At 74.3% G+C, this 26,452-nt stretch carries 20 protein-coding genes; 18 read left to right on the forward strand and 2 right to left on the reverse strand.

Annotation, left to right across the window (positions count from 1 at the left end; all coding sequences use genetic code 11):
- Positions 1–346 precede the first annotated feature (346 nt).
- Entirely contained in the window at positions 347–640 is a 294-nt protein-coding gene (locus AB0J08_RS21650) for a hypothetical protein (protein WP_360636478.1), read from the forward strand.
- Positions 641–839: 199 nt separating this feature from the next.
- On the opposite strand, the gene AB0J08_RS21655 is transcribed toward AB0J08_RS21650, so the two are convergent.
- A complete protein-coding gene (locus AB0J08_RS21655) occupies positions 840–1,775 on the reverse strand; it encodes an LPXTG cell wall anchor domain-containing protein (RefSeq protein WP_360636482.1) in 936 nt (311 codons plus the stop codon).
- 149 nt (positions 1,776–1,924) lie between these two features.
- On the opposite strand from AB0J08_RS21655, the gene AB0J08_RS21660 reads away from it, so the two are divergent.
- The 17 genes from AB0J08_RS21660 (at position 1,925) to AB0J08_RS21740 (ending at position 20,376) form a co-directional block, all read left to right on the forward strand.
- Positions 1,925–2,839 carry a LysR family transcriptional regulator gene (locus AB0J08_RS21660; protein ID WP_360636485.1) on the forward strand — a complete coding sequence of 305 codons (915 nt, stop codon included), beginning with the start codon at positions 1,925–1,927 and terminating at the stop codon, positions 2,837–2,839.
- A 61-nt stretch (positions 2,840–2,900) separates the two neighbouring features.
- Complete coding sequence (gene alc, locus AB0J08_RS21665) at positions 2,901–3,989, forward strand: allantoicase (protein ID WP_360636488.1); 1,089 nt, start codon at positions 2,901–2,903, stop codon at positions 3,987–3,989.
- Positions 3,990–4,096: 107 nt separating this feature from the next.
- Positions 4,097–4,327, forward strand: coding sequence for a hypothetical protein (locus AB0J08_RS21670; RefSeq protein WP_360636491.1), 231 nt, complete (start codon positions 4,097–4,099; stop codon positions 4,325–4,327).
- A gap of 24 nt (positions 4,328–4,351) precedes the next feature.
- Entirely contained in the window at positions 4,352–5,668 is a 1,317-nt protein-coding gene (locus tag AB0J08_RS21675) for an amidase (RefSeq protein WP_360636494.1), read from the forward strand.
- A gap of 372 nt (positions 5,669–6,040) precedes the next feature.
- Positions 6,041–6,862 carry an integrase gene (locus tag AB0J08_RS21680; protein ID WP_360636497.1) on the forward strand — a complete coding sequence of 274 codons (822 nt, stop codon included), beginning with the start codon at positions 6,041–6,043 and terminating at the stop codon, positions 6,860–6,862.
- A 134-nt stretch (positions 6,863–6,996) separates the two neighbouring features.
- Positions 6,997–7,785, forward strand: a complete 789-nt coding sequence (locus tag AB0J08_RS21685) for an alpha/beta fold hydrolase (RefSeq protein ID WP_360636500.1) — start codon at positions 6,997–6,999, stop codon at positions 7,783–7,785.
- A gap of 80 nt (positions 7,786–7,865) precedes the next feature.
- Entirely contained in the window at positions 7,866–9,617 is a 1,752-nt protein-coding gene (locus AB0J08_RS21690) for a fatty acyl-AMP ligase (RefSeq protein WP_360636503.1), read from the forward strand.
- Positions 9,614–11,362: an acyl-CoA dehydrogenase family protein gene (locus AB0J08_RS21695; RefSeq protein WP_360636506.1), complete on the forward strand. Its 1,749-nt coding sequence runs from the start codon at positions 9,614–9,616 to the stop codon at positions 11,360–11,362. The genes AB0J08_RS21690 and AB0J08_RS21695 overlap by 4 nt, the downstream gene beginning before the upstream one ends.
- Positions 11,359–13,077: an acyl-CoA dehydrogenase gene (locus tag AB0J08_RS21700; protein WP_360636509.1), complete on the forward strand. Its 1,719-nt coding sequence runs from the start codon at positions 11,359–11,361 to the stop codon at positions 13,075–13,077. The genes AB0J08_RS21695 and AB0J08_RS21700 overlap by 4 nt, the downstream gene beginning before the upstream one ends.
- A gap of 68 nt (positions 13,078–13,145) precedes the next feature.
- Positions 13,146–13,919, forward strand: a complete 774-nt coding sequence (locus tag AB0J08_RS21705) for an enoyl-CoA hydratase-related protein (RefSeq protein WP_360636512.1) — start codon at positions 13,146–13,148, stop codon at positions 13,917–13,919.
- Between the two features lie 31 nt (positions 13,920–13,950).
- Positions 13,951–15,363, forward strand: coding sequence for a condensation domain-containing protein (locus tag AB0J08_RS21710; RefSeq protein ID WP_360636515.1), 1,413 nt, complete (start codon positions 13,951–13,953; stop codon positions 15,361–15,363).
- Positions 15,364–15,400: 37 nt separating this feature from the next.
- A complete protein-coding gene (locus AB0J08_RS21715; RefSeq protein ID WP_360636542.1) occupies positions 15,401–16,312 on the forward strand; it encodes an alpha/beta hydrolase in 912 nt (303 codons plus the stop codon).
- Positions 16,313–16,372: 60 nt separating this feature from the next.
- Positions 16,373–16,645 (forward strand): acyl carrier protein, encoded by a 273-nt coding sequence (locus AB0J08_RS21720; protein WP_360636518.1) that lies wholly within the window; start codon positions 16,373–16,375, stop codon positions 16,643–16,645.
- Positions 16,646–16,673: 28 nt separating this feature from the next.
- Complete coding sequence (locus tag AB0J08_RS21725; RefSeq protein ID WP_360636521.1) at positions 16,674–17,762, forward strand: zinc-binding dehydrogenase; 1,089 nt, start codon at positions 16,674–16,676, stop codon at positions 17,760–17,762.
- A 26-nt stretch (positions 17,763–17,788) separates the two neighbouring features.
- A complete protein-coding gene (locus AB0J08_RS21730; RefSeq protein ID WP_360636524.1) occupies positions 17,789–18,337 on the forward strand; it encodes a YbaK/EbsC family protein in 549 nt (182 codons plus the stop codon).
- A gap of 117 nt (positions 18,338–18,454) precedes the next feature.
- The gene (locus AB0J08_RS21735) at positions 18,455–19,741 is read left to right on the forward strand and encodes a histidine kinase (RefSeq protein ID WP_360636527.1); all 1,287 of its coding nucleotides are present in this window, start codon (positions 18,455–18,457) and stop codon (positions 19,739–19,741) included.
- The gene (locus AB0J08_RS21740) at positions 19,729–20,376 is read left to right on the forward strand and encodes a response regulator transcription factor (RefSeq protein WP_360636530.1); all 648 of its coding nucleotides are present in this window, start codon (positions 19,729–19,731) and stop codon (positions 20,374–20,376) included. The genes AB0J08_RS21735 and AB0J08_RS21740 overlap by 13 nt, the downstream gene beginning before the upstream one ends.
- 88 nt (positions 20,377–20,464) lie before the next feature.
- Here AB0J08_RS21740 and AB0J08_RS21745 read toward each other — a convergent pair.
- Positions 20,465–26,452: amino acid adenylation domain-containing protein (locus AB0J08_RS21745; RefSeq protein WP_360636533.1), on the reverse strand; the 5,988-nt coding region annotated here is incomplete at its 5' end.

A 26,452-nucleotide genomic window follows, 5' to 3' on the forward strand; every position in this document is an offset into this window, starting at 1 on the left:
AGAGCTCCTAGTGTGTGCTGGAAGAACAACTCTGGGGCACACGAGAGGAGTTATGGAAGTTGTCCGACAGATCTGCCGGACAACTCCCGGAGGCTCCTGGTGACTGCTGGTCGGCAGGAACCGCTCGACTTCAGCGGGGTCAGGACAGCGGACATGAATGTGATCAAGGCTGCTGGAGGGAACCTCCCGCCCTGCCCGGCGGACCGGGGAGCCGGTCACCGCTGCTGAGCCGCAGGCGAGGGCGGGCGGAAGACCACGAGGAGGAGGACCGGCAGTCGGGCTCGCCCCCGGCGACGGCGGATGGAAGCCGCTGACCGAGGGCACCAACAGACTGTGGCAGGCGCTGGTGGAGATTGCCGGTGCCGACAAGTCCGGCAAGGTCACCAAGGACGCTTTGGTGCGTGCCTGCAGTAACCCGAAGCTCAAGGACTACATCACCAACTACGTCCTCGTGCCCCTCCGGGCGATGGACGCCGACCGGGACCGGAAGGTCTCCCGCACGGAGTGGATGGTGACTCACACCATTCTGGGTGATTCTCAGAAGAACGCTCTGGAGCAGTTCCAGACCTGGGACACCGACGACGACTGCTACATCCCGCTCGCTCAGGTCGAAAAGGCGGTGGAGGAGGCCTGGGCATGACCCGCTGCCCCGACATGTGAGCGTGCCCCCGAACACCTTCGTTCGGGGGCGCACCTTTCTGGTCGAATCCGCAGGTCACGGGCTTGCGGTGATCAAAAACCTCACGTGGCGGGACGACGCCCTGCTGCGGGCCTGCTGAGACGGGGAAGGGGTACGGGCGCGCTCGCCCGTACCCCTTCCTCCGTTACCGCTACCGGTGTCAGCTGTGCGAGCCGGCCTTGCGGCGGCGCAGCACGAGCAGGGTGCCGGCGCCGGCGGCCAGGACGACGGCGCCGCCGAGGGCGATCGGGAGGGTGTTGGAGCTGGAGCCGGTCTCGGCCAGGTGCGGGCCGGCGGCGGGGGAGGTCGACGGTGCGGCCTTGGCGGTGGTTGCGGCACCGGCCTCGGCGACCTGGAAGTCGCCCTCGTAGTAGTCGATGAACTGGGTGCAGGCGTTCGGCTTGTTGTTGGCGGGGGTGGGGATCTTGTCGTTGTCGAAGGCGTCGGAGCCGCCGCCGATGGTGCTCCCGTACTTGCCCGCCGGGGCCTTCGCCGTGGCGGCTATCCGGAGCTGGACGGTGAACTTCTCGCCCTTGGCCAGCTTGATGGCGTCGAACGAGAAGTTGCGGTCCGTGAGCTTGAAGGCCTTCCAGCCCGAGCCGGTGTTCACCTGGACGTCGAAGAACTCGGGGCTCCAGTTGGGGCCCACCGGGATGTCGAACTCGTCGGTGACGTAGAGACCGTGGCGAATGACGGGCAGGTCGACGCCGCTCTTGTTCTCGAAGACCACCGAGACCTCGGCCGCCGGGCCGCCCTTGACCAGGGTGGTGCCGAACAGGCCGGTGCCGGTCGTCTTGAGGAGGTTGCTTGGGTAGACGCCGCCGTGGCAGCGGTCGGAGGCCGTCGGCGTCGGCACCGGAACGGTCGGCCGGTTCGTCGGAGTGGCCGTGGCGGACGGGGTGGCCGTCGCGGGGGCGCTCGCTGCGGGGGTGGTCGGCGTGGTCGGCGTGGCCGTGCTGGTCGACGGGGCCGACGGGGTGCTGGTCGCGGTCGGGCTCGGCGAGACGGCGACAGCGCCGGCGGTGGCCGCACCGACCGTCGCGCCGAGGGACAGCGCGAGCAGCGTGGAGGCGGCCAGGAGGCGGGAAGAGCGCACGATCATTGCTCCAGCTTTGGTGAATGATGTCCGAAACAGGGCGACTTGGGGCCTGGCGGTGATCGCCGGGAGGTCGCGCCGCCGCACCCTATCGGGAGCCCGGCAAAGGGTCCCGGCCGGGGTGGCCGAAATCCGACTACGCTGGCGCGATGGGTGCGGTCGGAGAGTGGGATCTGCGGCGACTGCGGGTGCTGCGGGCGGTCGACGAGTGCGGGACGGTCACGGCGGCCGCGGAGCGGCTCAGCCTCTCGCCGTCCGCGGTCTCCCAGCAGGTGTCGGCGCTGGCCAGGCAGTTGGGCGCGCCGATGCTGGAGGCGTACGGTCGGCGGGTCCGGCTGACCAGTGCGGCGCGGCTGGTGCTGCGCCACGCGGAGCTGGTGTTCGGGCAGTTGGAGCGGGCCGAGGCGGAGCTCGCGGGGTATCTGCACGGCGAGGCGGGCGAGGTGCGGGTGGGCGCCTTCGCCACCGCGATCGGCGGGCTGCTCGTGCCGGCCATCGCCCGACTGCGCGAGGACGCGCCGCGGTTGGCGGTGCGGGTGGTGGAGGCGGAGGCGGCCGGGGCGTACGGGCTGCTGGCGGCGGGGGACGTCGACCTGGCGCTCTCGCTCGCGGTGCGGCCGGCCGGCGGCGATCCCCGGTTCGTCGAGTCGGTACTGCTCAGCGACCCGCTGGACGTGGCGCTGCCGCCCGGGCACCCGTGGGCGGACGCCCCGGGCCTGCGGCTCGCGGACCTCGCCGACGAGCCGTGGATCTACGGCGCGGCCGGCCCCTGGCGGGAGATCACGCTGGCGGCGTGCGCGGACGCCGGGTTCGTGCCCGAGCGGGCGCACACCGCGGCGGACTGGTCCGCGATCCTGGCGATGGTGGCGGCCGGCCTCGGGGTGGCGCTGGTGCCCCGGCTGGCCTCGGCGGGGCGCGGCGGCGGGGCGGTGGTCCGGGCGCTGCCCGCCGACCTGCCGACCCGCCGGGTGGTGGCCGCGGTGCGCACGGGGACGGAGGGGACGCCGCCGCTGCGCCGGGTGCTGGCGGCGTTGGCCGAGGTGGCGGCAACCGTTCAGTCGTAGTGAACGGTTTGCTCAGTTCTTTGTGATGGACCTGATCAGTTCCCGGGGCCATGGTGGACGCATGGCCACCGACACCACTCCCCGGACCCTGCCCGACGCCGACACGCTGCCCTACGCGGGCGGCAACCCGTACGCCGACTACCGCTCCGGCACCTTCGCCTTCACCACGCTGACCGACCTGGCCGACCGCCGGCTCGGTGGCGCCGTGATCGCCGCCAACGACGAGCTGTTCGCCGAGCGGGAGAACCTGCTGCTGCCCGAGCCCGCCGAGTTCCGCCCGCACACCTTCGGCAACAAGGGCCAGATCATGGACGGTTGGGAGACCCGCCGCCGCCGGGGCGCCGCCGCCGTCCGCCCGCACCCGACCGCCGAGGACCACGACTGGGCACTGATCCGCCTGGGCGTACCGGGAGTCGTGCACGGCGTGATCGTCGACACCGCGCACTTCCGGGGCAACTACCCCCAGCAGATCGCTCTGGAGGGCGCCGAACTCCCCGGCACCCCCGGCCCGGAGGAACTGCTCGCCGACTCCACCGTCTGGCACCCGCTGGTCCCCCGCTCGCCGGTGCGCGGCCACGCCGCCAACGGCTTCACCGTCGAGGGCGGCCGCCGGTTCACCCACCTGCGGCTCAGCCAGTACCCCGACGGCGGCATCGCCCGGCTGCGGGTGCACGGCGAGGCCCGGCCGGACACCGCCTGGCTGGCCGCCCTCGGCACCTTCGACCTGGCCGCGATCGAGCACGGCGGCGCGGTCGAGGACGCCTCGGACCGCTTCTTCTCGTCCCCGGCCAACCTCGCCCTGCCCGGCAGGTCCCGGGCGATGGGCGACGGCTGGGAGAACCGCCGGCGCCGGGACGACGGCCACGACTGGGTCCTGCTGCGGCTCGCCGGGCGCGGCGCGATCCGCGCGGTGGAGATCGACACCGGCTACTACGTCGGCAACGCGGCCGGCTGGGCCGCCCTCCACGGGCGGGACGAGCAGGCCGCCGACCCGCAGGAGTGGTTCGAGCTGGTGCCCCGCACCCGCCTCCAGCCCGACGCCGTCCACCGGCTGGTGCTCGACGCGCCCCGGCCGGCCACCCATGTCCGGCTCGACGTCTTCCCGGACGGCGGCATCGCCCGGCTGCGGCTGCACGGCAGCCTGGTCTGAGCGAGGGCGGGGAGGGCGAGACGGGCGGGACTGGCGGGACGGGCGCCGTTCCGGCGCGGAGTCCGGCCCCGGTTGCCGGTGCCCGACGGCCGCCGGACGATGGGGGAATGATGCACCAGATGCGCGCCGAGTACGGTGACGGCGGTCCGTCCGCCGGGGTGAGGCTCTGGCACATGGTCCGCGGCTCGGAGGCCGTCGCCATGTGCGGCCGGGAGCTGGACGGGGAAGCGCAGCTGCGGGATCCGGTGGACTGGGGCAGGACGCCCGAACTCTGCTGCCACACCTGCGGCGCGTACTACCTGCGCGAGACGCCGTACCTGGCGACTGAGCACCCGTAGCCCGGACGTCCTAGCCTGGTCGGCATGGAGAAAGCCCTGGTCCGCCCACGGTCGCTGGCCGACGAGGTCGCGCAGCTGCGGGCCGGGCACCCCGGCCCGGCCGCCCACGCCGACCGGCTCTGCGGCCGGATCGAGCGGCTCGACCCGCTGCTCCACACGTTCGTGCCCGAACCCGGGCGCCCGGAGCGGCTGCGGGCCGAGGCCCGCGCGCTGGTCGCGCGGTACCCCGATCCGGGCGCGGCACCGGCACTGTACGGGGTGGCGGTCGGGATCAAGGACATCGTGCACGTCGACGGCCTGCCCACCCACGCCGGATCGGCGCTGCCGCCGGGCGTGCTGGCCGGGCCGCAGGCCGCCGTGGTGGACCGGCTGCGGGCCGCGGGCGCGCTGGTGGCGGGCAAGACGGTCACCGCCGAGTTCGCCGGCGCCGCCCCGGGCCCGACCCGGAACCCGCACCACCCCGGGCACACCCCGGGCGGCTCCAGCAGCGGTTCGGCGGCGGCGGTCGCGGCCGGGCTGGTGTCGCTGGCGATCGGCACCCAGACGGTCGGTTCGGTGATCCGACCGGCCGCCTACTGCGGGGTGGTGGGCTTCCGGCCGACGTACGGGCGGATCCCGACGGACGGGGTGCTGCCGAACGCGCCGAGCTTCGACACCCTGGGCCTGTTCACCTCGGACCTCGCCGGTGCGGCGCTGGCGGCGCCGCTGCTCTGCGACGACTGGCGGGACGACTGGCGGGACGGCGCGCCGCCCGTTCTCGGGGTGCCCGCCGGGCCGTACCTGGAGCAGGCCGGGCCGGCGGCGCGGGCGGCCTTCCGGGAGCAGCTGGACCGGCTCGCCGCGGCGGGGGTGACGGTGTGCGAGGTCGACCTGCTGCCCGACTTCGAGTGGCTGGTGCGGCAGGTCCGGACGATCAACCGCTTCGAGCAGGCGCGCAGCCACGCCGACTGGTTCACCCGGTTCGGCAACCTCTACCGGCCGGAGACCGCGGCCGGTATCCGGCACGGCCAGTCCGTCCGGCCGGAGGACTACGAGACGGCGCTGCGCGCCCGCGAGCACGCCCGTGCCCGGCTGGCCGACGCCTGGGCGGCCGCCGGGGTGGACCTGCTGGTGGCGCCCTCCGCCACCGGGCCGGCCCCGCTCGGGCTGGGCGGCACCGGTGACGCGGTGATGTCCCTCCCGTGGAGCTACGCCGGGCTGCCGGCGCTCAGCCTGCCCGCCGGGGTGAGCGTGGACGGTCTGCCGTTCGGTCTCCAGGTGGTCGGCGCGGCCGGCGCCGACGAGGTGCTGCTCGCCCGGGCGGCCCCGCTGGAGCGGGCCCTGGGCGGATCCGCCGGGTGAGCGGCCCCGGTCCGGCCGGGCGCCGTGCGGCTCCCGGTCGGTCGGTCGTCAGTGCCGGTCGCGCTGCTCGTCGGGGAAACGGGGACCGCCGATCAGGAACAGCAGTGCTGCGATCGGAAAGCCGATCGAGGCGACCACCAGCACGATGAACTCCCAGAACATCCGTCGCTCCTCGTCCTCGTCAGTCCCGTGCCGGTCGGCCCCTCGAAGGAGCTCGCAAACCTGACCGGCCCTGATTGGCCGAATTGTCCAGTCGATATCCGACGGTATGGGTGAATTGCCCCCACTGCCACCGGACAGCCCCGGCCGAGCCCGGACACGCGGCGTGCACGGGTCTGGGCGCACGCCCCACCCGCCGTCCACACTGTCGGGATGCAGGTACAGCTGGCAGGGGAAGCACGGCGGCCGGACCGCGCGAGCGAGGACTTCGCGGCGGCCTCGCCGGAGGCGCTCGTCCTGCTCGACGGGGCGAGCTCACCGACCGGCCTGGAATCCGGGTGCCGCCACGGCACCCCGTGGTACGTACGGCGGTTGGGGGTGCACCTGCTGGCCCGGCTCACCGACCGGGCGGACCGCTCGATCGCCGAGTGCCTGGCCGACGCCATCGTGGAGACGGCCGCGCTGCACGGCGGCCGCTGCGACCTCGCCCACCCCAACACGCCCGCCGCCATGGTGGTCGCCGCCCGGCGGCACGGCGCCGCACTGGAGTACCTGGTGCTCGGGGACTCGCTGCTGGTGCTCCAGTACAAGGACGGCCCGCCCAGGGTGATCGGGGACAACCAGCGCTTCCCCGGCGGTGAGGAGCTGCGCCGGCAGGTCTGGTCGACCGTGCCCGGCTCGACCGAGCGGGCCGCGCTGCACCTGGAGTACGCGCTGGCCGTCCGGGCCGTCCGGAACTCGGGCGGCGGCCCGTGGATCGCCGCCGCCAGCCCCAAGGCCGCCCAGCACGCCGAGACCGGCTTCGTCGAGCTGGAGCGGCTGCACGCGGTGGCCGCGCTGAGCGACGGCGCCTCGCGCTACACCGAGCGGTTCGGGCTGGGCAGCTGGGCGGACGCCCTGCGGCTGCTCGCCGAGTCGGGGCCGGGCGAGCTGATCGCCCAGGTGCGGGCGGTCGAGCGGTCGGACGCGGCCTGCGAGCGCTGGCCGCGCGGCAAGGCGCACGACGACGCCTCGGCCCTCTACGCACTGCTGTAGCGGGGCGGGCGGAGGCGGGCCGGGAACGGCGCGGCCGTCCGCCCGATATGGGCGCGGTATAGGAGCGCGCGGCACGGTGGCGGTGCTGATAGATCGGCATCTCCATGGCCGCACCCCTCCTCCGAAGGACGCTCATGACCGACTCCGTGGCGCTGTGGTTCCGTACCTACCACACGACTCCGGCCCCGCGCCTGCGGCTGGTCTGCTTCCCGCACGCCGGCGGAGCGCCCACCGCCTACTGGTCCTGGGCCCGTGAGCTGCCCGATGACATCGAGGTGCTGTCAGCCTGCTACCCGGGCCGGCAGGACCGCCTCGGCGACCCCTTCGCGACCTCCGTCCACGCGATGGCGGACGAGATCGCCGCGACCCTGGCCGGGCTGGCCGCCGACGGCGTGCCGCTGGCCCTGTTCGGCCACAGCATGGGTTCGGTGGTCGCGCACGAGGTGACCCTGCGGCTCGTCGCCGAGCACGGCGTGCGGCCGGTGCGGCTGTTCGTCTCGGGTTCCGAGGTCCCGCACCGCCGCCGGCGCGAGGACTCGGCGGCGGCGGACGACGCCGACTTCCTCGCCGAGCTGCGCCAGCTCGGCCACAACGGGCTGGCCGACATGGACCCGGCCCTGCTGGAGCTGGTGCTCCCCAGCATCCGGGCCGACTTCCGGCTGTCGGCCGCCTACCGGCCCGACCCGGCCGCCGGCCGCCACCGGGTGCCGGTCGTCGCCTACGTGGGGGCCGAGGACGCCGAGTGCGAGCCCGAGAACGTCGCCGCCTGGTCCGACACCACCAGCGCCGGCTTCGAACTGCGGATCTTCCCCGGCGACCACTTCTACCTGCAGACCCAGGGGAAGCCGCTGCTCGCCCACATCGCCGGCCACCTGCAGTCCGACCTGCGGCTGCGCCAGGTGCTCGGCGCGGGCCGCTCCTGACCCCCGCACCACCCCCGTCCCGCCGGCGCCACCGGCCCCCCACGCCACCGTCCACCCCCGACCGAGAGGAGGCCGTCCTGATGGCCGATCACCTGGTGACCCGACTGGAGCGGCACGGCCGCGAAACCCCCGACCGCCCCGCCCTGGTCTTCGTCGAGACCGCCTCCGCCGGCTGGTCGGAGCAGTCGCTGAGCTTCGGGGACCTCGACCGTGCGGCCCGCTCGGTCGCCTCCTGGCTGCGCGGGCGGTGCGCCGTCGGCGACCGTGTGATGCTGCTGTACGGCGCCGGCCCCGAGTTCGTGACCGTGCTGGCGGGCTGCCTGTACGCGGGTGTGGTGGCCGTCCCGGCGCCCCAGCCGAGCACCCAGCGCGGCCACAGCTCCCGCTCGGACGGCATCGTGCGGGACGCCGACATCCGCCTGGTGCTGACGGACTCGGCCAACCACGGGACCGCCGTCGAGATGCTGGAGCAGGCCGGCGTCACGCAGCTGCCCTGCGTGGCCACCGACCTGCTGGAACTGGCGCCCGCCCCCGACTGGCAGGTGCCGCCGACCGCCGACGACGACCTGGTGTTCATCCAGTACACCTCGGGCTCGACCAGCGCGCCCAAGGGCGTGATGGTCACCCAGCGCTCGCTGCGCCACAACATCGGCCTGATCACGCGGGCCTTCAAGCTGGAGCCTGACAGCCGCGGAGCCTGCTGGCTGCCGCAGCACCACGACATGGGCCTGATCGGCGCCCTGATCGCGCCGCTGTACGTCGGCGCCCTCGGCTACCAGCTCGCGCCGATGGCCTTCCTGCGCCGCCCGCACGTGTGGCTGGAGCTGATCAGCAGCCGGCGGGCCACCCACACGGTCGCCCCGAACTTCGCCTACGACCTGTGCGCCCGCCGGGTGACCGACGCCCAGGTGGCCGGACTGGACCTGAGCAGCCTGGTCAGCGCGGGCAACGGCGCGGAGCCGGTCAGCGCCGCCACCCTGCGGCGGTTCGTCGAGCGGTTCGCCCCGGCGGGCTTCCGGCTCGACCAGTTCAACCCCTGCTACGGCATGGCCGAGACCACCCTGCTGGTCTCCGGCACGTCACGCGGCGAGACGCCGGCCCTGACCGCCGTCGACGCCGCCGCACTGGCCGCCAACGAGCTGCGGCCGGTCGACCCGGGCGCCGACGCCCCGCTGCTGGTGAGCAGCGGGTCCGTCCACGACCTGGAGGTGCGGATCGTCGAGCCGGCCACCGGCGTGACCCTCCCGGACGGCGGGATCGGCGAGATCTGGGTCCGCGGCGACAGCGTGGCCGCGGGCTACTGGCGCAACCCCGAGGAGACCGAGCGGACCTTCCGCGCCGTCACCGCGGAGGGCGCGGCGGGCTTCCTGCGCACCGGTGACACGGGCGCCCTGCACGAGGGCCGGCTGTACGTCACCGGGCGGATCAAGGAGGTCCTGATCATCAACGGGCGCAACCTCTACCCGCACGACATCGAGCGCGAACTCGCCTCGCTGGACGAGGCGTTCAACGGGCTCAGCGGCAGCGTCTGCGCGGTGCCGGGAGCCAGCGAGCAGATCGTGGCGATGCACGAGGTCCGGCGCCGTCCCGGCTCCCCCGAGGAGCTGGCCGAGTTCGCCCGGCAGCTGCGCGGCCGGCTCGCCGAGCGGGTCGGCGTGCGGATCCCCAACCTGGTGCTGCTGCGGCCCGGCCAGGTCCGTAAGACCACCAGCGGCAAGGTGCAGCGCTCGCTGATGCGCGAACTCTTCATGACCGGCGCGCTGGAGCCCGTGGTCGAGGACCTCGACCCGGCCACCGCCGCCCGCTACCGCACCGCGGCCGGTGCCCGATGACCCACTCCGCCCACCAGATCGCCGAGGTGCTGGACCGCGGCCTCGGCGACCCGGAGGACGCCGGACGGCTGTTCTCCTACGCCCGCTGCGGCGCCCTGGACGACCGGGAGGAGTTCCCGGTCGAGATCTGCCGCGAGCTGGACCTGCTGGGCCTGCCCCGGCACTACGTCCCGGCCGAGTACGGCGGCGCGCTGCAGAGCTACGAGCAGGTGCTGCAGCTGATGCGCGCGGTCGCCCGCCGTGACCTCACGGTCGCCATCGCGCACGGCAAGACCTTCCTCGGCGCGGTGTCGGTCTGGGTCGGCGGCACCCGGGAGCAGGCCGAGGAGCTGGCCGCCCGGGTGCTCGACGGGACGGTGGTCTCCTGGGGCCTGACCGAGCGCGACCACGGCAGCGACCTGCTGGCCGGCGAGGTCGTCGCCGTACCGACCGGGGACGGCTACCGGGTGAGCGGCGAGAAGTGGCTCATCAACAACGCCAACCGCGGCCGCCTGGTCTGCCTGCTGGCCCGCACCGGTGACGCCGGCGACGCCCGCGGCTTCAGCCTGTTGCTGATCGACAAGGCCGGCGTCGCGCAGCCCGGGTACCGGCCGCTGCCGGCCGTGAAGCTGCACGGCATCCGCGGCGCCGACATCAGCGGGGTGGCCTTCACCGACGCCCGGGTGCCGGCCGACGCACTGGTCGGTGGCGAGGGCGAGGGCGCCGAGATCGTCCTCAAGAGCCTCCAGCTGACCCGGACCATGTGCGCCGCGCTGTCGCTCGGCGCCGCGGACAACGCGCTCACGCTGGCCACCGGCTACGTGCTGGGGCGGCAGGCCTACGGCCGGCTGCTGGCCGAACTCCCGCAGACCCGGCGTCTGCTGGCGCAGTCGTACGCGGACGTGCTGCTCGCCGAGGCGCTCACCCTGGTGGCCGCCCGGAGCATCCACGCGCTGACCGGAGAGCTGGCCGTCTCCTCGGCCGTCACCAAGTACCTGGTGCCGACCCTCGTCGACCAGGTGATCGACCGGCTCGGCACCGTACTCGGCTCGCGCTCGCTGCTGGTCGGCGAGACCTACCAGCACGGCCGCTTCCAGAAGGTCCAGCGCGACCACCGGATCGTCTCCATCTTCGACGGCAACTCGCTCGTCAACCTGCACGCGCTGATCAACCACTTCCCGCTGCTGGCCCGCCAGTTGCGCAAGCGGACGGTGGACGCGGCCGGGCTGGCCGCGGCCACCGACCTGGGCGCGCCGCTGCCGCCGTTCGCCCGCGAGCGGCTCAGCCTCCTGCCGCGCGGCGGCTCCAGCGTGCTTCAGGCGCTGCCCGACGCGGTGGCCGAACTCGGCCGACTGGCCGCGCAGGGCACCGTCCCGGCCTCGCTCGGCCGGCGGGCCGAGGCGGTGCTGGCCGCGGTCGACGGCCTGGCGGTCGAACTGGCCGCCCACCGGCCGACCCCGGTCGAGGCGTCCCGCACGGCCTTCGACCTGGCCGAGCGGTACGCCCTGCTGTACGCGGCCGCGGCCGCCGTCCAGCTCTGGCTGCACAACCACGAGGCGCCCGAGCACGGCCGGGGCCCGTGGGCCGGCGGGCTGTGGCTGGAGGCGGCGCTGGCCCGGGTGCTGACCCGGCTCGGCCACGGCCCGCAGCGGCCGGTGGCCGGTGACGACCTGCTGGAGCGGCTGGTGCCCTTCCTGGAGGAGCAGCAGCGCACCGGCGTCCTCCCGTCCCTGCTGCACTACCCCCTGGTGAAGGACAGCCGATGACCACCGCCACCACCCCCGAGTGCTACGCCGACCTCGGCAACCCGGCGCCGCTGGAGGTCCTCTTCGGCGACCCCGACTACCAGGACAACCCGCTGGGCTTCGCCGCCTTCGTGGCCGCCGACGAACGCGGCGACCTGCTCTCGGCCGGCGAGCGGGTCCTGGACGCCTACGGGCTGGGCGCCGAGTTCGTGCCGTCCCGGCTCGGCGGCCGGCTCGACCGGGCCGACCGGCTGGCCCGGGTGCTGCGCCCGCTGTTCCGCCGGGACGCCGCACTCGGCCTCGGCCACGGCGCCAGCAACCTGGTCGGCGCGGTCAACGTGTGGGCGCAGGGCGGCGAGCAGCAGCAGCGCTGGCTCGCCGACATCCTGCGCGGCAACGGCCGGATCGCCGCCGCCTACACCGACATGTCCACCGGCAACGACGTCACGAACACCGCGTTCCGCGGCACCGTGCGGCAGGACCGGCTGGTGCTCAACGGCCGCAAGGAGATCATCAACAACCTGGCCCGCGCCGAGGCCGTCACCGTGCTGGCCCGCACCAGCCCGGAGCCCGGCAGCCGCAGCCACTCGATGGTGCTGGTCGACATGGCCACGGTGCCGCGCGACCGGCTGCGCTTCCTGCCGCGCTACCGCACCGTCGGCGTGCGCGCGATGTACCTGGGCGGGCTGGAGTTCGACGACTGCCCGGTGCCGGTGACCGCGGTGGCCGGCGAGGTCGGCGCCGCCATGGAGACCATTCTGCGCTCCTTCCAGGTCACCCGGGCGGTGCTGCCCGCCGCCGCGCTCGGCGCGGTGGACCAGCAGCTGCGCACGGTCACCGGCTTCGCGGTGGGCCGGCACCTGTACCGCCGCACGGTGGCCGACCTGCCGCACGCCCGCTCGGTGCTCACCGACGCCTTCCTGGACATCCAGGCGGCCGACGCCTTCGCCACCACGGTCTGCCGGGCCCTGCACCTGATGCCCGGCCAGACCAGCGTCTACGCGGCGGCCGTCAAGTACCTGGTGCCGCTGCTCTTCAAGGACACCGTCGACGCCCTGGGCCTGGTGCTGGGCGCCCGCTCGTTCCTGCGCGAGGGGCCGCACGCCGTGTTCCAGAAGCACGCCCGGGACCTGCCGGTCGCCTCGCTGGTGCACGCCGGCGGCACGGTCTGCCAGGCCACCGTCATCCCGCAGCTGCCCCGGCTGGCCCGCGCCGCCTGGCTGGTCGGCGAACCGGCCCCGGCCGCCGTCTTCCACCTGGCCGGGGACCTGCCCGAGCTGGACTTCGACCGGCTGAGCACCACCGCCGGGCGCCACGACCCGCTGCTGGCCAGCCTGGTGGACGCGGCCGCCCGGGTGCGCGACGAACCCGTGCTGGGCCGGCTCGCCGCCCAGCTGGTGGACGAGCTGACCGCGCTCAAGCAGGCCTGCCAGGAGCTCGCCCCCCGGGACCGCACACCGCTGGCCGGACCGGTCAGCTTCGAACTCACCCACCGCTACGCGGTGCTGCTCGCCGCCGCCTGCTGCCTGGGCGTGTGGCTGAACAACCCGGACCACCCGAACGGGTACGTGCACCGGCCCGACTGGGTCATCGCGGCCCTGGCCCGGCTCACCGCCCGACTCGGCTGCCCGCCGGTGCCCGGGGCGGAGGCCGTCCGCCCGGCGGTCTTCGCCGAGCTGATGGGCCGCTACGAGGACGGCGCCGGATTCGACCTCATCGGCCGCCACCTCGCCTGAGTGACCCGCCCGGGAGCGGCGGGCCCCGCCGGCTCCCCGCCGGATCCGCCCAGTGACAGGAAGAGAGCATGGGAAAGTTCGTACGGGTCGAGGCGGCCGGGCCGGTGGCGACCATCCGGCTGCTGCGCCCGACCATCAGCGGCGCCGATCCGGTGCTGCCCGCGGAGCTGGCCGAGGCCGCCGAGCGGGTCGGCTCGGACCGGGCCGTCCGGGCCGTGATCCTCACCGGCGGCCGGCGGATCTTCGGCTCCGGCGCGGACATCGCGGCGATGGCCGGCTGCACCCCCGCCGAGGTGGACGCGTACACCGCCCGGCTGCACACCGGGTTCGCCGCGATCGCCGCGATCCCCAAGCCGGTGGTGGCCGCGATCGCGGGGTTCGCCCTGGGCGGCGGGCTCGAACTCGCGCTCTGCGCGGACTTCCGGGTGGCCGGGGCCGGGGCCGTGCTCGGCCTGCCGGAGATCGGCTTGGGGATCATCCCCGGCACCGGCGGCACCCAGCGGCTGCCCCGACTGGTGGGCCCGGCACGGGCCAAACACCTGATCATGACCGGGCGGCAGCTGGACGCGGCCGAGGCGCTGCGGATCGGCCTGGTCGACGAGGTGGTCCCGGACGCCGAGGTGCACGCGTGCGCCCAGCGGCTGGCCGAGCGGTTCACCGAGGGGCCGACGGCCGCGCTGGCGGCCGCCAAGCAGGCCGTCGACGAGGCCCTCGACCGCCCGCTGGCCGAGGGCCTGGACCTCGAACGGCACCGGTTCGCCGCCCTGTTCGCCACCGCCGACCAGCGGGAGGGCCTGCGGGCACACCTGGCCGGAGAACCCCCGCGGTTCCTCGGTCACTGACCCGCCCACCCCACCGGAACGAAGGACGACGATGCCCAGCCCGCACCCCCTCTCCCACGCGCAACAGGCGCTCTGGTTCCTCTACCAGCTGGCACCGGACGCCGCGGTCTACAACACCGGCGTGGCCCTCACCGTCCGCTCCGCGGTCGATCCGCCCGCCCTGCGGCGGGCGGTCGAGGCCACCGCCGAGCGCCACGACATGCTCCGCTCGCTCTTCGCCGAGCACGACGGCCGGGGCGCCCGAACCGTCACCGACCGGCACCCGCTGGGCCTGGAGGTGCGCGAGCTGCCGGGCCTGGGCGACGAGCAACTCGCCACCGCCGTCCGCGACGCCCTGCGCGAGCCGTTCCGGCTGGAGCGCGACGGCGCGTTCCGCTTCGTCCTGCTGCGCCGCGGCGCCGAGGACGCCGTCCTGCTGATGGCCGGCCACCACATCGGCACCGACGCCACCTCCAACTGGCTGATCCTGCGCGACCTGCTGCAGAGCTACCGGCGGGTGGTGGACGGCCAGGAGCCCGACCTCGCACCCCTCCCGGCGGGCTACGACGCCTACGCGGCCCGGGAGCGGGAGCTGCTCGGCTCGCCGCGCGGCGCCCGGATGGAGCAGTACTGGCACGGTTTCTGCGAGGGAGCGGCCCCGGCCGAGATTCCCACCGACCGCCCCCGGCCCACCAGTTCGAGCTACACCGGCAGGACCCACCACCTGGACCTGAGCGGCCCGCGGGTGGCCGGGCTGCGCGAACTCGCGCTGGCCGACGGCGTCTCGCTGTTCTCCCTGCTGCTCGGGATCCTCCAGGGGCTGCTGCACCGCTACACCCGGCAGAACGCGTTCCTGGTCGGTGCGCCGACCACCACCCGGCTGAGCCCGGCGACCCGCGAGGTGGTCGGGAACTTCATCAACACCCTGCTGTTCCGGGCCGACCTGGCGCCCGGGGCGAGCTTCCGCGACGCGGCCCGGGCCGCCGACGGTCAGGTGAAGGCCGGCCTCGGCCGGGTCGGCTACCCGTTCGAGCTGCTCACCCGGACGGTCAACCGGCCGCGGGTCGGCGCCGGCTCGGCGCTCTGCCGGATCACCCTCAACCTGATCGGCACCGCCAGCCCCGATCCGCTGCTGCGGCTGCTCCTGGACGCCGCCGACGGCGCGCCGGCCGAGTTCGCCGGGCTGCGCATCGCACCCTTCGAACTCCCGCAGGCGGAAGGGCAGGTGGACCTCGCGGTGAACGTGCGGCAGAGCGTCGACTCGCTGGCCGTCGACTTCCGCTACGACGCCGACCTGTTCGACGAGGCCACCATCGAGCGCTTCGCCGGCTACTTCGTCCGGGCCGTCGACGCGGCCCTGGCCGACCCGGACGCCGCCATCGCGCGACTGAGCCTGGTGGACACGGCCGCGATGGACCGGATGTTCGGCATCGCCACCGGCCGGGGAGGGCGGCGCGTTGGCTGAGATCGTGCACCGGACCCTGCGGGTGGCCGGCCGGCGGATGCACGTCGCCGAGGCCGGCGAGGGGCCGCTGATCGTCCTGGTGCACGGCTTTCCCGAACTCTGGTACTCCTGGCGCCACCAGCTCACCGGACTGGCCGAGGCCGGCTACCGGGTGGTGGCCCCCGACATGCGCGGCTACGGGCTCAGCGAATGCCCCGCCGAGGCGGACCAGTACACCATCCACCACCTGGTCGGCGACGTCGTCGCACTGATCGGCGCGCTCGGCGCCGACCGGGCGGTGGTGGCCGGACACGACTGGGGCTCCCAGGTCGCCTGGCACACCGCGCTGATGCGCCCGGACCTGGTCCGCGGCGTGGCGGGGATGAGCATCCCCTACCGGCCCCGGCCCGGCCTGCCGCCGCTGCCCGCGATGCGACGCGCCATGGGCGAGCGCTTCTACATGCTGTACTTCCAGGAGCCCGGCCCCGCCGAGCGGGAACTGACCCGCGACGTGCCCGCCGCGCTGCGCCGCCTGCTGGCCGGCACCAGCGGCGGAGCGGCGCCGTTCGACCCGGTCGTCCCGGACGGCGGCGGGTTCCTCGACCTGTACCCGGAGCCCGACCGGCTGCCCGACTGGCTGACCGAGCAGGACCTCGCCGTCTACGCCGACGCGCTCGCCACCACCGGCTTCACCGGCGGCCTGAACTGGTACCGCAACCTCCAGCGCAACTGGGAGCTCACGGCCCCGCTCAACAAGGCCGCGATCCAGGTCCCGGCGCTCTACCTGGCCGGCACGGACGACTTCGTCATCCGCGGCCAGGACCCCGACCGGCTGGAGGAGGACCTGCGGCGCTGGGCACCCCGGCTGCACCGCAGCGTGCTGCTGCCCGGCTGCGGCCACTGGACCCAGCAGGAGCGGCCGGCCGAAGTCACGGCCGCGCTGGCCGAGTTCGCCGCCGCACTGGACTGACCCGACATCCCGTCGGCATCCCCTTCCCACGATTTCCCACCTTCCCGAGGAGTTACCACCATGACCACGTCCATCGAGCCCACCCAGGACCTGACCGAGCTGCGCGGCTGGCTCACCGACCGGGTGGCCTTCTACCTGGAGATCCCGGTCGAGCAGATCGAGCCGGACGTCAAGCTGGTCGAGTACGGCCTGGAGTCGGTCTACGCACTGGCCCTGTGCGGCGACGCGGAGGACGAGTTCGGCATCGAGCTGGAGCCCACGCTGGCCTGGGACTACCCCACCGTCGACGCCCTCGCCGGCCTGCTCGCGGAGAAGCTCGCCGAGCAGGCCTGACCCCGAGCCGGCAGAGAGGAGAGCGACCATGCGTGCCGCCATCACCCGCGGAGGCGCCCTCGTCGTCGAGGAGGTCCCCGACCCGGTGCCGCAGGCCGGACAGGTGCTGGTCCGCACCCTGGCCTGCGGGATCTGCGGTTCGGACCTGCACGCCCTCGACGACCCCGAGGCGTTCGGCGACGTCATGCGCCGTACCGGTGGGTCCACCCACGACATCCGCGAGGGGCTGGTGCTCGGCCACGAGTTCGCCGCCGAGATCGTCGACTACGGCCCGGGCACCGTCCGGGCCCTGCCGACCGGCACCGTGGTGTGCGGACCGCCGATCGGCTTCGGGCCGCAGGGCAGCGGGATCATCGGCTACACGCCGGCCTTCCCCGGCGGCTTCGGTGAGTACATGATCCTCTCCGAGGCGTTCACCATGCCGGTGCCCAACGGGCTCGACCCGAAGACGGCCGCGCTCACCGAGCCGTTCTCGATCGCCGCCCGCGCCGTCCGGCGGGCCGAGGCGGCCCCCGGCTCGGTCGCCGTGGTGATCGGCCTGGGCCCGGTGGGCCTGGGCATCGTCGCGGTCCTCAAGGCCAGGGGCCTGGGCCCGGTCGTCGCGGTGGACTTCTCGCCGCGCCGCCGGGCCCTGGCCGAGCGCCTCGGGGCGGACATCCTGATCGACCCGGCCGTGGAGTCCCCCTACGGCCGGTGGACCTCGCTCGGGGTGATCCCCGGAATGATGGACCGGATGGCCGCCGAGTACCGGGGCGTGCGCGTCAAGGACGCCGTCATCTTCGAGTGCGTCGGCACACCCGGCATGCTCGCCCGGGTCGTGGACGGGGCACCGGCCGGCGCCAGGATCGTGCTGGTCGGGGTCTGCCTGCGTCCGGACACCTTCGACCCCGGGGTGGCCGTCGGCAAGGAGCTGGACATCCGCGGCTCCTTCGGCGGCAGCCCGACCGAGTACCGCCAGACCCTGCGCGACATCGCCGAGGGCCGGATCGACGCCGGCGCCGTGATCACCGGCGTGACCGGGCTGGACGGGCTGACCGGTGCGATCGCGGAACTAGGCGAGCCGGAACGGCACGCGAAGATCATCGTCGATCCTTCGCTGGACCGGCTCGTCGTCTGACCCAGCCAACCAAGCGTGGAGGACCAATGCTCGTTGACACGTCGGAACAGGCCGTGGCGGTGGGCCTGCTGGAACGCCCCGCCCCGGCCGACCTCGCCCCGCCGTCCACCTACCGAAGACTCCTCGACCTGTTCCACCAGGGGGACATCGCCTACCGGCTGATGGACCACCCTCCGGAGGGACAGACCACGCTCGCCAGCGAACTGCGGGGCCACAAGCTCTCCGCCGCCGCCAAGTGCATGGTCGTCACCGTCACCAAGGGCGGCCAGCCGACCCGCCACCTGCTGGCCGTGGTACCCGGCGACCGCCGCGTCGACCTCAAGCAGGTCGCCAGGGTGGCCGGCGGCGGCAAGGCCCGGTTCGCGGGGCAGGACGTCGCCGAACTGCTCGGCGCGACGGTGAGCGGGACGATCACCCCGTTCTCCTTCCACCCGGACCTCCAGGTCCTCGCCGACCCGGCCCTCTTCGACGAGCCGGAGCTGTACTTCAACGCCGCCCGGCTGGACCGGTCGGTCGCGATCCGGTCGGCCGACTACCGGCGGCTGGCCCGGCCCCAGATCATTCCGATCACCTGATCACCACAGGGCCCCCGCACAGGTGGCACTCCTTCTCGACAAGGGGTGCCACCTTCCCCTTTTCCGCGAGACAGGCGCGACATGACACTCCTTCGGCCTGCCAACTACGGTGGGCGCATGACAACCGGCACAGCCCCGCGGCGGCTGCTCACCCTCGCACTCGGCCGCGCGCCGTGGTCGGTGCGGGTCTGGCGGGACACCGGGTTCCTCTGCCTGGGCATCCCGCTCCAGCTGGCCCCCTTCTCGCTGGTGGCGGTGCCCTGGCTGCTGTTCGTCGAACCCGCGGACGGCTGGCTCTACTGGCCGCTGGAGACCACCCAGCTGATGCTGACCGTGGTCGGTCCGCTCGCCTTCCTGCTGCTCTCGGTCACCGCCCTGAACGAGGCCCAGCACCGCCGGTACCGCTACCTGCTCGGCGAGTCGATCCCGCGCGCCGCCCACAGCACGATCCGGCTCAGCTGGCGCGGGGTCGCCACCTCGTTCCGCTCGCAGGCCGCCTGGCGCCAGCTCGGCTACCACGTCCTGGTCGGGCCCGTGCTCGGCCTCGCCGGGCTCGCCGTCCTGGCCGCCTGGCTCTGCGGCTTCGCCATGACCACCGCCTACGGCTGGCTCTGGGCACTGCCCGACCAGGCCCGATCGCGCGCCGCGGTGTTCACCGTCTCCGGCCTGCTGATCGTCCTCGCGCTGCCCTGGGTGACGGCCCTGCTGGTCGGCGCGGACGGCTACCTGGCCCGCTGGCTGCTCGGGCCCAGCCGCGCCGAGCGGCTCGCCGAGCGCGTCGACGACCTGACCGAGGGCCGCGACGGCATGGTGGCCGCCGCCGACGCCGAACGGCGCCGGATCGAGCGCGACCTGCACGACGGCACCCAGCAGCGGCTGGTCGCCCTGGCCATGAACCTCGGCCTGGCCCGGGCCACCCTGACCGACGCCGGGCCGAACGCCGAGGGCGTCATCGTCAAGGCCCACCAGGAGGCGCTGGAGGCGATCGCCGAGCTGAAGGACCTGGTCCGCGGCCTGCACCCGGCGGTGCTGGACGACCGCGGCCTGGACGCCGCACTGTCCGGCGTCGCCGCCCGGGCCCCGCTGCCGGTCGACCTCGAGGTCGCGGTGGACCGCCGCCCCCCGACGGCCATCGAGTCCGTCGCCTACTTCGTGGTCGCCGAAGCCCTCAACAACGTCGCCAAGCACGCCCGCGCCGCACGCGCCGCCGTCCGGGTGGACCACGTCGCCGACCGGCTGCGCATCGTCGTCACCGACGACGGCGTCGGCGGTGCCGACCAGAACCGGGGTACCGGCATCGCCGGCCTGAGCCGTCGCGCCCGCTCGGTGGACGGCACCTTCCAGATCACCAGCCCCGTCGGGGGCCCGACCACCATCACCGTGGAGCTGCCGTGCGCGTCGTGATCGCCGAGGACTCCGTCCTCCTGCGAGCCGGTCTCATCAACGTCCTGGAGACGATGGGCTTCGAGGTGGCCGCCGCCGTCGGCGACGCCGAGGAACTGCTCGTCGCCGTCGAGGAACACCAGCCGGACGTCGCCATCCTCGACGTCCGGATGCCGCCCTCGCACACCGACGAGGGCGTGCGGGCCGCGCTGGTGATCCGCCGCCGCTGGCCGGACATAGCCCTGCTGCTGCTCTCCCAGTACGTCGAGGAGCGCTACGCCGCCGAACTGGTCGCCGCCAACCCCAGCGGCATCGGCTACCTGCTGAAGGAACGCGTCGCGCACGTCGAGGAGTTCGTGGACGCGCTGCGCAAGGTCGCCGCCGGCGGCACCGCGCTCGACCCCGAGGTGGTCTCCCAGCTGCTGCTGCGCCGCCAGAGCGGCCCGCTCGACCGGCTGACCGAGCGGGAACGGGAGGTGCTCGCGCTGATGGCCGAGGGCCAGTCGAACTCCTCTATCGCCGCCGCGCTGGTGATCAGCGACAGCGCCGTCGGCAAGCACATCAACAGCATCCTCACCAAGCTCGACCTGCCCCGGGAGGACGCCGGCGGCCACCGCCGGGTCCTCGCCGTGCTGCGCTTCCTGGAAGGCCGCTGACCGGCCCGCCGCGAAACGCCCCTGACGTTCGTCCGGCCCGAGGGCCCCGCGGTGCTGATGACCGCGGGGCCCTCGGGCGTTCCCGCTGTCAGCGGACGGTACCGACGCCGGCCGCCACCCGCTGGGCGCGTGCCCGCAGCTCGTCGAGCACGTCCTCGGCCTCCGGCGCGGATCCGCCGGCCACCAGGGCGGTCACCGTGTGGCTGTCGAAGCCCGCCGCCAGCAGCCGCCGCCAGCCCTCCGGCGTGGCCTGCACATGGGTGACGCGCTGCGCGTCCACCAGGGCGACCAGCGCCGCCGGGTCCGCCGCCGCGGCCTCGGACGCGAGCACCACCCGGGCGCCGCCGGTGAGCGGCAGGTGCAGCTCCACCGCCGCCCGGGCACCGGCCCCCGGAGCGTGCGCCAGCCAGGCGCCTCGCCGGATCCCGCCGAGCTCCGCCCGGACCTTCTCCAACAGCAGGCCCAGCTCGCGGTGGTCGACCAGCACGCCGTCCAGCAGGCAGGCCGCCCCGTCGGGCGCGGCCGCGACCGGCAGCGCCCCGGCCGGCCGGGCGGCGATCTGCGCCGCCTCGGCGTCCAGCCGCAGCACCCCGCCGGTGAAGTCCCCGGCGACCGCCCGATCGGTGATCAGGAAGGTGACCCGCGGGTCGACCGGCTCCGCCGCGGCGGCCGGGTCGATCAGCTGGTACGCCGCCCCGGCCCGCCACACGCCCTGGAGCACCGGGACCAGCTCGGCCCCGCGGGCCAACGCGACCCCGACCACCGCGCCCGGACCGACCGCCAGGGCGGTCAGGTGGTGCGCGATCCGGTCGGCGTACTCGTCCACCTCGCGGTAGGTGAGCGTGCGCCCACCCGCGACCACGGCCACCGCCCTGGGCGTGCGGGCCGCCTGCTCGGAGATCAGCCCGACCAGCAGCGGCTGCTCCGGCTCGGCCGCCGACGCCTGCGCCGGCACGGCGGGGGCCGGCAGGTAGCCGGCGGTGGCGTCCCCGTCGGGGTCGGCCGCCATCGCCTCCAGCACCAGCCGGTACATCGCGGCGAGCTGCGCCAGCTGCGCCTGACCGAGCGCGCCGGCCCCGGTGCTGAGCCCTATCCGGCCTCCGGTGGCGATCACGGTCAGGGCGAACTCGTTGGCGCCGTCGTTCAGCGAGGCCCGGACGTCCACCGTGCCGCGGTCGACCTGGTGGAAGTCGAGGAACTCGAACATCACGCTCAGCGCCGCCCGGCCGTTCCCGGCCGCCCGCTGGATGGCGGGCAGCGGATAGCGGCGGTGCGACCAGAGGGCGGTCTCGGTGCCGAAGACCTGTGCCACCAGCTCGCGCCAGGTCCGCGCGCCCCGGACGGCCGGGAACGGGAGCGTGTTCAGGTGCATGCCGAGCACCCGCTCCGCGCCCGGTGCCTCCAGACGGCCGTGGTAGACCACGCCCGTGTGGAAGGCGGGGGCCGTGCTCAGCGAGCCCATCACCGTGAGGTGCGCGGCGAGCAGCACCGTCTTGAGCGAGGTCTTCGCCCCGGCGGCCAGGGCCCGCAGCCGCTCCTCCAGGTCCGCGTACTCGACGTCGAGCAGCAGCGACCCGGCGCTCACGTCCCGCCAGGTGGCGGGCAGCTCCAGCGGGCTGTGCCGGTCGACGACGTCCTGCCAGAAGACCTGGTCGGCCGGGTCGGACAGCGCGGCCAGCTCGGCGGCGACGTAGTCCGCGTACCGGACCGCGGGGGCCTGGTGGGCGGCCGGGCGCCCGCCGTCGCGCAGCGTCCGGTAGGTGTCGAGCAGCTCCATCAGCAGCGAGTTGAGCGTCCAGCCGTCGGTGACGGCGTGGATGTGGCTCGCGGTGACCCGCCAGGCCTCGTCCGACTCGATGTGCACGGCGATCCGCAGCAGCGGCGCGGCCGTCAGCTCGAACCCGCGGGCCCGCTCCTCGGCCACGTAGCCGCGCGCCCGCTCGGCCCGCTCGGCCTCGGTCAGGCCGCGCAGGTCGTGCACGGTGAGCGGGACCTCGGCGGCGGCGTGCACCAGCTGGAGCGGCCGGCCGAACCCGGTCAGGTGCACCGAGGTGCGCAGCAGCTCGTGGCGGTCCGCCAGCAGTTCCAGGGCCTGCCGCAGCGCCGCTTCGGTGAACGGCAGGAGGTCCGGGATCCGGAAGGAGTTGATGTGGTGGTAGGCCGTGCCGCCCTTGCTCGCCATCAGCTCGACCAGCATGCCGGTCTGGATCTGGGAGAGCGGGTAGGCGTCGACGACGTCGGTCGGGAGGGCCGCGCGGTCCGTGTCGTCGATCAGCGCGAACGGTTCGACGGCGGTCACCAGCGACCGGCCGTCGCCGCCGGGCAGCGCCGCGGCGAGGGCGGCGATCGTCCGCTGCTCGAACACGTCGCGGATGGTCACGTCGTGACCGGCCTCGCGCATCGCGCCGACCAGGCGGACGGCGCGGATGGAGTCGCCGCCGAGGTCGAAGAAGCTGTCCTCGACACCCACCGCGGTCAGGCCCAGGACCTCGGACCAGATCGCGGCCAGCGCGGACTCCAGCTCGGTGCGCGGCGCGACGTGGTGCTCGCCCACGACGCTCGCCGCCTGCTCCGGCGCGGGCAGCGCCCGGCGGTTCACCTTGCCGTTGGTGGTCAGCGGGATCTGCGCCAGCGTGACGAACGCCGCCGGGACCATGTAGCCGGGCAGCACCGCCGCCAGGTCCGACCGCACCGCGGCGAGGTCCGGCGCGTCGGGGCCGGCCGGCACCAGGTAGGCGACCAGCGACTTCTCGCCGGCCTCGTTCTGGTGCACGATCACGGTCGCCTCGGCCACCAGCGGGTGCTCGCGCAGCCGGGCCTCGATCTCACCGAGCTCGATGCGGAAGCCGCGGACCTTCACCTGGCCGTCGATCCGGCCCAGCGACTCGTAGCGGCCGTCGGGCAGGCGCCAGGCGAGGTCGCCGGTGCGGTACAGGCGGGAGCCGGCCGGGCCGAACGGGTCCGGCACGAACCGCTCGGCGGTCAGCTCGGGGCGGTTCAGGTAGCCGCGGGCCACGCCCGGGCCGCCCACGTGGATCTCGCCCGGCACGCCGTCCGGCACCAGGTGCCCGTTGGCGTCCAGCAGGTGGATCACGGTGTCGGCGACCGGCAGGCCGATCGGGGACGCCGTCCGGGTCAGGTCCGACTCCGTCACCCGGTGGTAGATCGAGTGCACGGTGGTCTCGGTCGGCCCGTAGATGTTGATCAGGGCCGGCCGCCGCACGCCGAACTTGGCCGTCCAGGAGGCCAGTTGCGACATGTCCAGGCGCTCGCCGCCGAACACGACGGCCCGCAGGCCCAGTCGGTCGACGCGGTGGTCGCCCTCCTGCACCAGCCCGGTCAGCGAGCGGAACGCGGACGGCGTCTGGCAGAGCACCGTGACCCGCTCGGCCACCAGCAGCTCGACCAGCTCCTGCGGCGTCCGGGCCACCATCGCCGGGACGACCACCAGGCGGCCGCCGTGCAGCAGCGGGCTCCAGATCTCCTTGACCGAGAAGTCGAAGGCGTAGGAGTGGAACAGCGCCCACACGTCGTCCGCCGCGAACGGGAAGTCCGCACGGGTCGCCGTGAACAGCCGCGGCACGTTGGCGTGCGCGGTGCTGACGCCCTTGGGCAGCCCGGTCGAACCGGAGGTGTAGATGACGTACGCCAGGTCGCCCGGGCGGACGCCGGTGACCGGGGCGGTGGCCGGGCGGGCGGCGATCTCGGCCTGGTGGGCGTCGATCAGGACCCGGGTGCCCGCGAACTCGATCGGTTCCAGGGCGGAGTGGGTCACCAGGATCGGCGACCCGGCGTCGGCCAGCATGTAGGCGAGGCGGTCGGCGGGGTTGGCCGGGTCCAGCGGCAGGTAGGCGGCGCCGGACTTGAGGATGCCGAGGAGGGCGGGGATGAGGTCCGGTCCCCGCTCCAGGGAGAGGCCGATCACCCGGTCCGGGCCGGCGCCGAGGGCGACGAGGTGGTGGGCGATGCGGTTGGCCCGCTCGTCCAGCTGGGCGTAGGTGAGGTTCAGCTCGCCGCTGGTGAGGGCGACGGCGTCCGGCGTGCGGGCGGCCTGGGCGGCGAACAGCTCGTGCAGGCACTGGCCGGCCGCCCGGCCGTCGGACTGCTCGGCCCCGGACTGCTGGGCCCCGGCCTGCTGGGCCTGTGCCCGACGCACCGGGACGAGCCGGCGGTCGGCCTCGGCCAGGGGGACGACCAGGGCGTCGCCGTCGGCGTCGGCGGCCATCGCCTCCAGCACCAGCCGGTACATCGCGCCCAGCCGCTCCAGGTTCTCCCGGGACATCGTCGCGACCGAGGCCCCGAGGCTGATCCGGCCGACCCCGGCGATCGCCATCAGGCCGAACTCGTTGCGGCCGTCGTCCAGACCGCTGCCGGTGTCCACCGTGCCGGTGTCGACCTGGTGGAAGTCCTGGTGGTCGAAGAGCACGGTGAGCAGGTCGCGGGTGTTCCCGGCGGCGCGCTGGATGGCGGGCAGCGGGTAGCGGCGGTGGGACCAGATGGCGGTCTCCGTCGCATGGGTCCGCTCGACCAGCTCGCGCCAGGTCTTCGCGCCCCGAGTGGTCGGGAAGGGCAGGGTGTTGAGGTGCATGCCGAGCACGCGGTCGGCGCCCGGCGCCTCCAGGCGGCCGTGGTAGACGACGCCGGTGTGGAAGGCGTCCTCGGCCGTCAGGCTGCCCATCACCTTGAGGTGCGCGGCCAGCAGCACGCTCTTGAGCGAGGTCTTCGCCCGGGCCGCGAGCCTGCGCAGGCCCTCGTCCAGGTCGGTGAACGGCACGCGGATGCCGTGACGCTCCTCCGACTCCTCGGCTCCGGCCCAGGTGGCCGGAATCCGCAGCGGGGTGTGCCCGTCCACGATGTCCTGCCAGAAGGCCTGCTCCTCGGTGCTCGCCAGCGCGTCCTGCTCGGCGGCGATGTAGTCCGCGTACCGGACCGCCGGGGCCTCGTAGGCGGCCGGCTCGCGGCCGTCCCGCAGTGCCTGGTAGCAGCCGACCAGCTCCATCAGGAAGGAGTTGATCGTCCAGCCGTCGGTGACCGCGTGCAGGTGACTGACCGTCAGGCGCCAGGCCTGGTCGGACTCGATGTGCACCGCCAGGTGCAGCAGCGGGCCGTTCGCCAGGTCGAATCCGGCCGTCCGGGCCGCGGCGACGAACGCGCGGCCGTGGGCGTCCTGCTCGGCCCCGGTCAGACCGCGCAGGTCCTCGACTGCGAAGGGGACCTCGACGGTGGCGTGGACCAGCTGGAGCGGCCGACTGAAGCCGGTCAGGTCGACCGAGGTTCGGAGGATCTCGTGCCGGCCGGTCAGGATCGTGACCGCCTGGCGCATCGCCTCCGCGTCGAAGGGCTTGGAGTCGGGCAGCCGGAAGGAGTTGATGTTGTGATAGCTGTTTCCGCCGTCCGCCGCGAGCATCTCGACGAGCATGCCGGTCTGGACCTGGGAGAGCGGGTAGGCGTCGACCACGCCGGTGGGGAGGGCCTTGCGGTCCTCCTCGCCGATCTGGGCGAAGGGCTGGACGGCGGTGATCAGCGACTCGCCGGTGCCGGTGCCGGGGAGGGCGGTGGCCATGGCGGCGATGGTGCGCTGCTGGAAGACGTCACGGATGGAGACGTCGTAACCGGCGGCGCGGAGCGCTCCGACGAGGCGGACGGCGCGGATGGAGTCGCCGCCGAGGTCGAAGAAGCTGTCCTGGACACCGATCTGCGGCAGGTCGAGGACGTCGGCCCAGATGGCGGCGAGGCGCTCCTCCAGCGGGGTGCGGGGGGCGGTGTAGCCGCCGGTGGTGAAGGCGTCGAGGTCCGGTGCGGGCAGGGCGCGGGTGTCGACCTTGCCGTTGGCGGTCAGCGGGACGGCGTCGATGGTGAGGTAGGCGGCCGGGACCATGTACTCGGGCAGCTTCTGCGCGAGGCTCGCTCGCAGGGCGGCGGTGTCCAGGGCGGTGTCGGTGACGAGGTAGGCGACGAGGGACTTCTCGCCTGCCTGGTTCTCGCGGACGGTGACGACGGTGTCGGTGATGTGGGGGTGTTCGCGCAGGCGGGCTTCGATTTCGCCGAGTTCGATGCGGTAGCCGCGGATCTTGAC

Origin of the sequence: Kitasatospora sp. NPDC050463 (genome assembly GCF_040655255.1) — a bacterium.
GTDB lineage: Bacteria > Actinomycetota > Actinomycetes > Streptomycetales > Streptomycetaceae > Kitasatospora.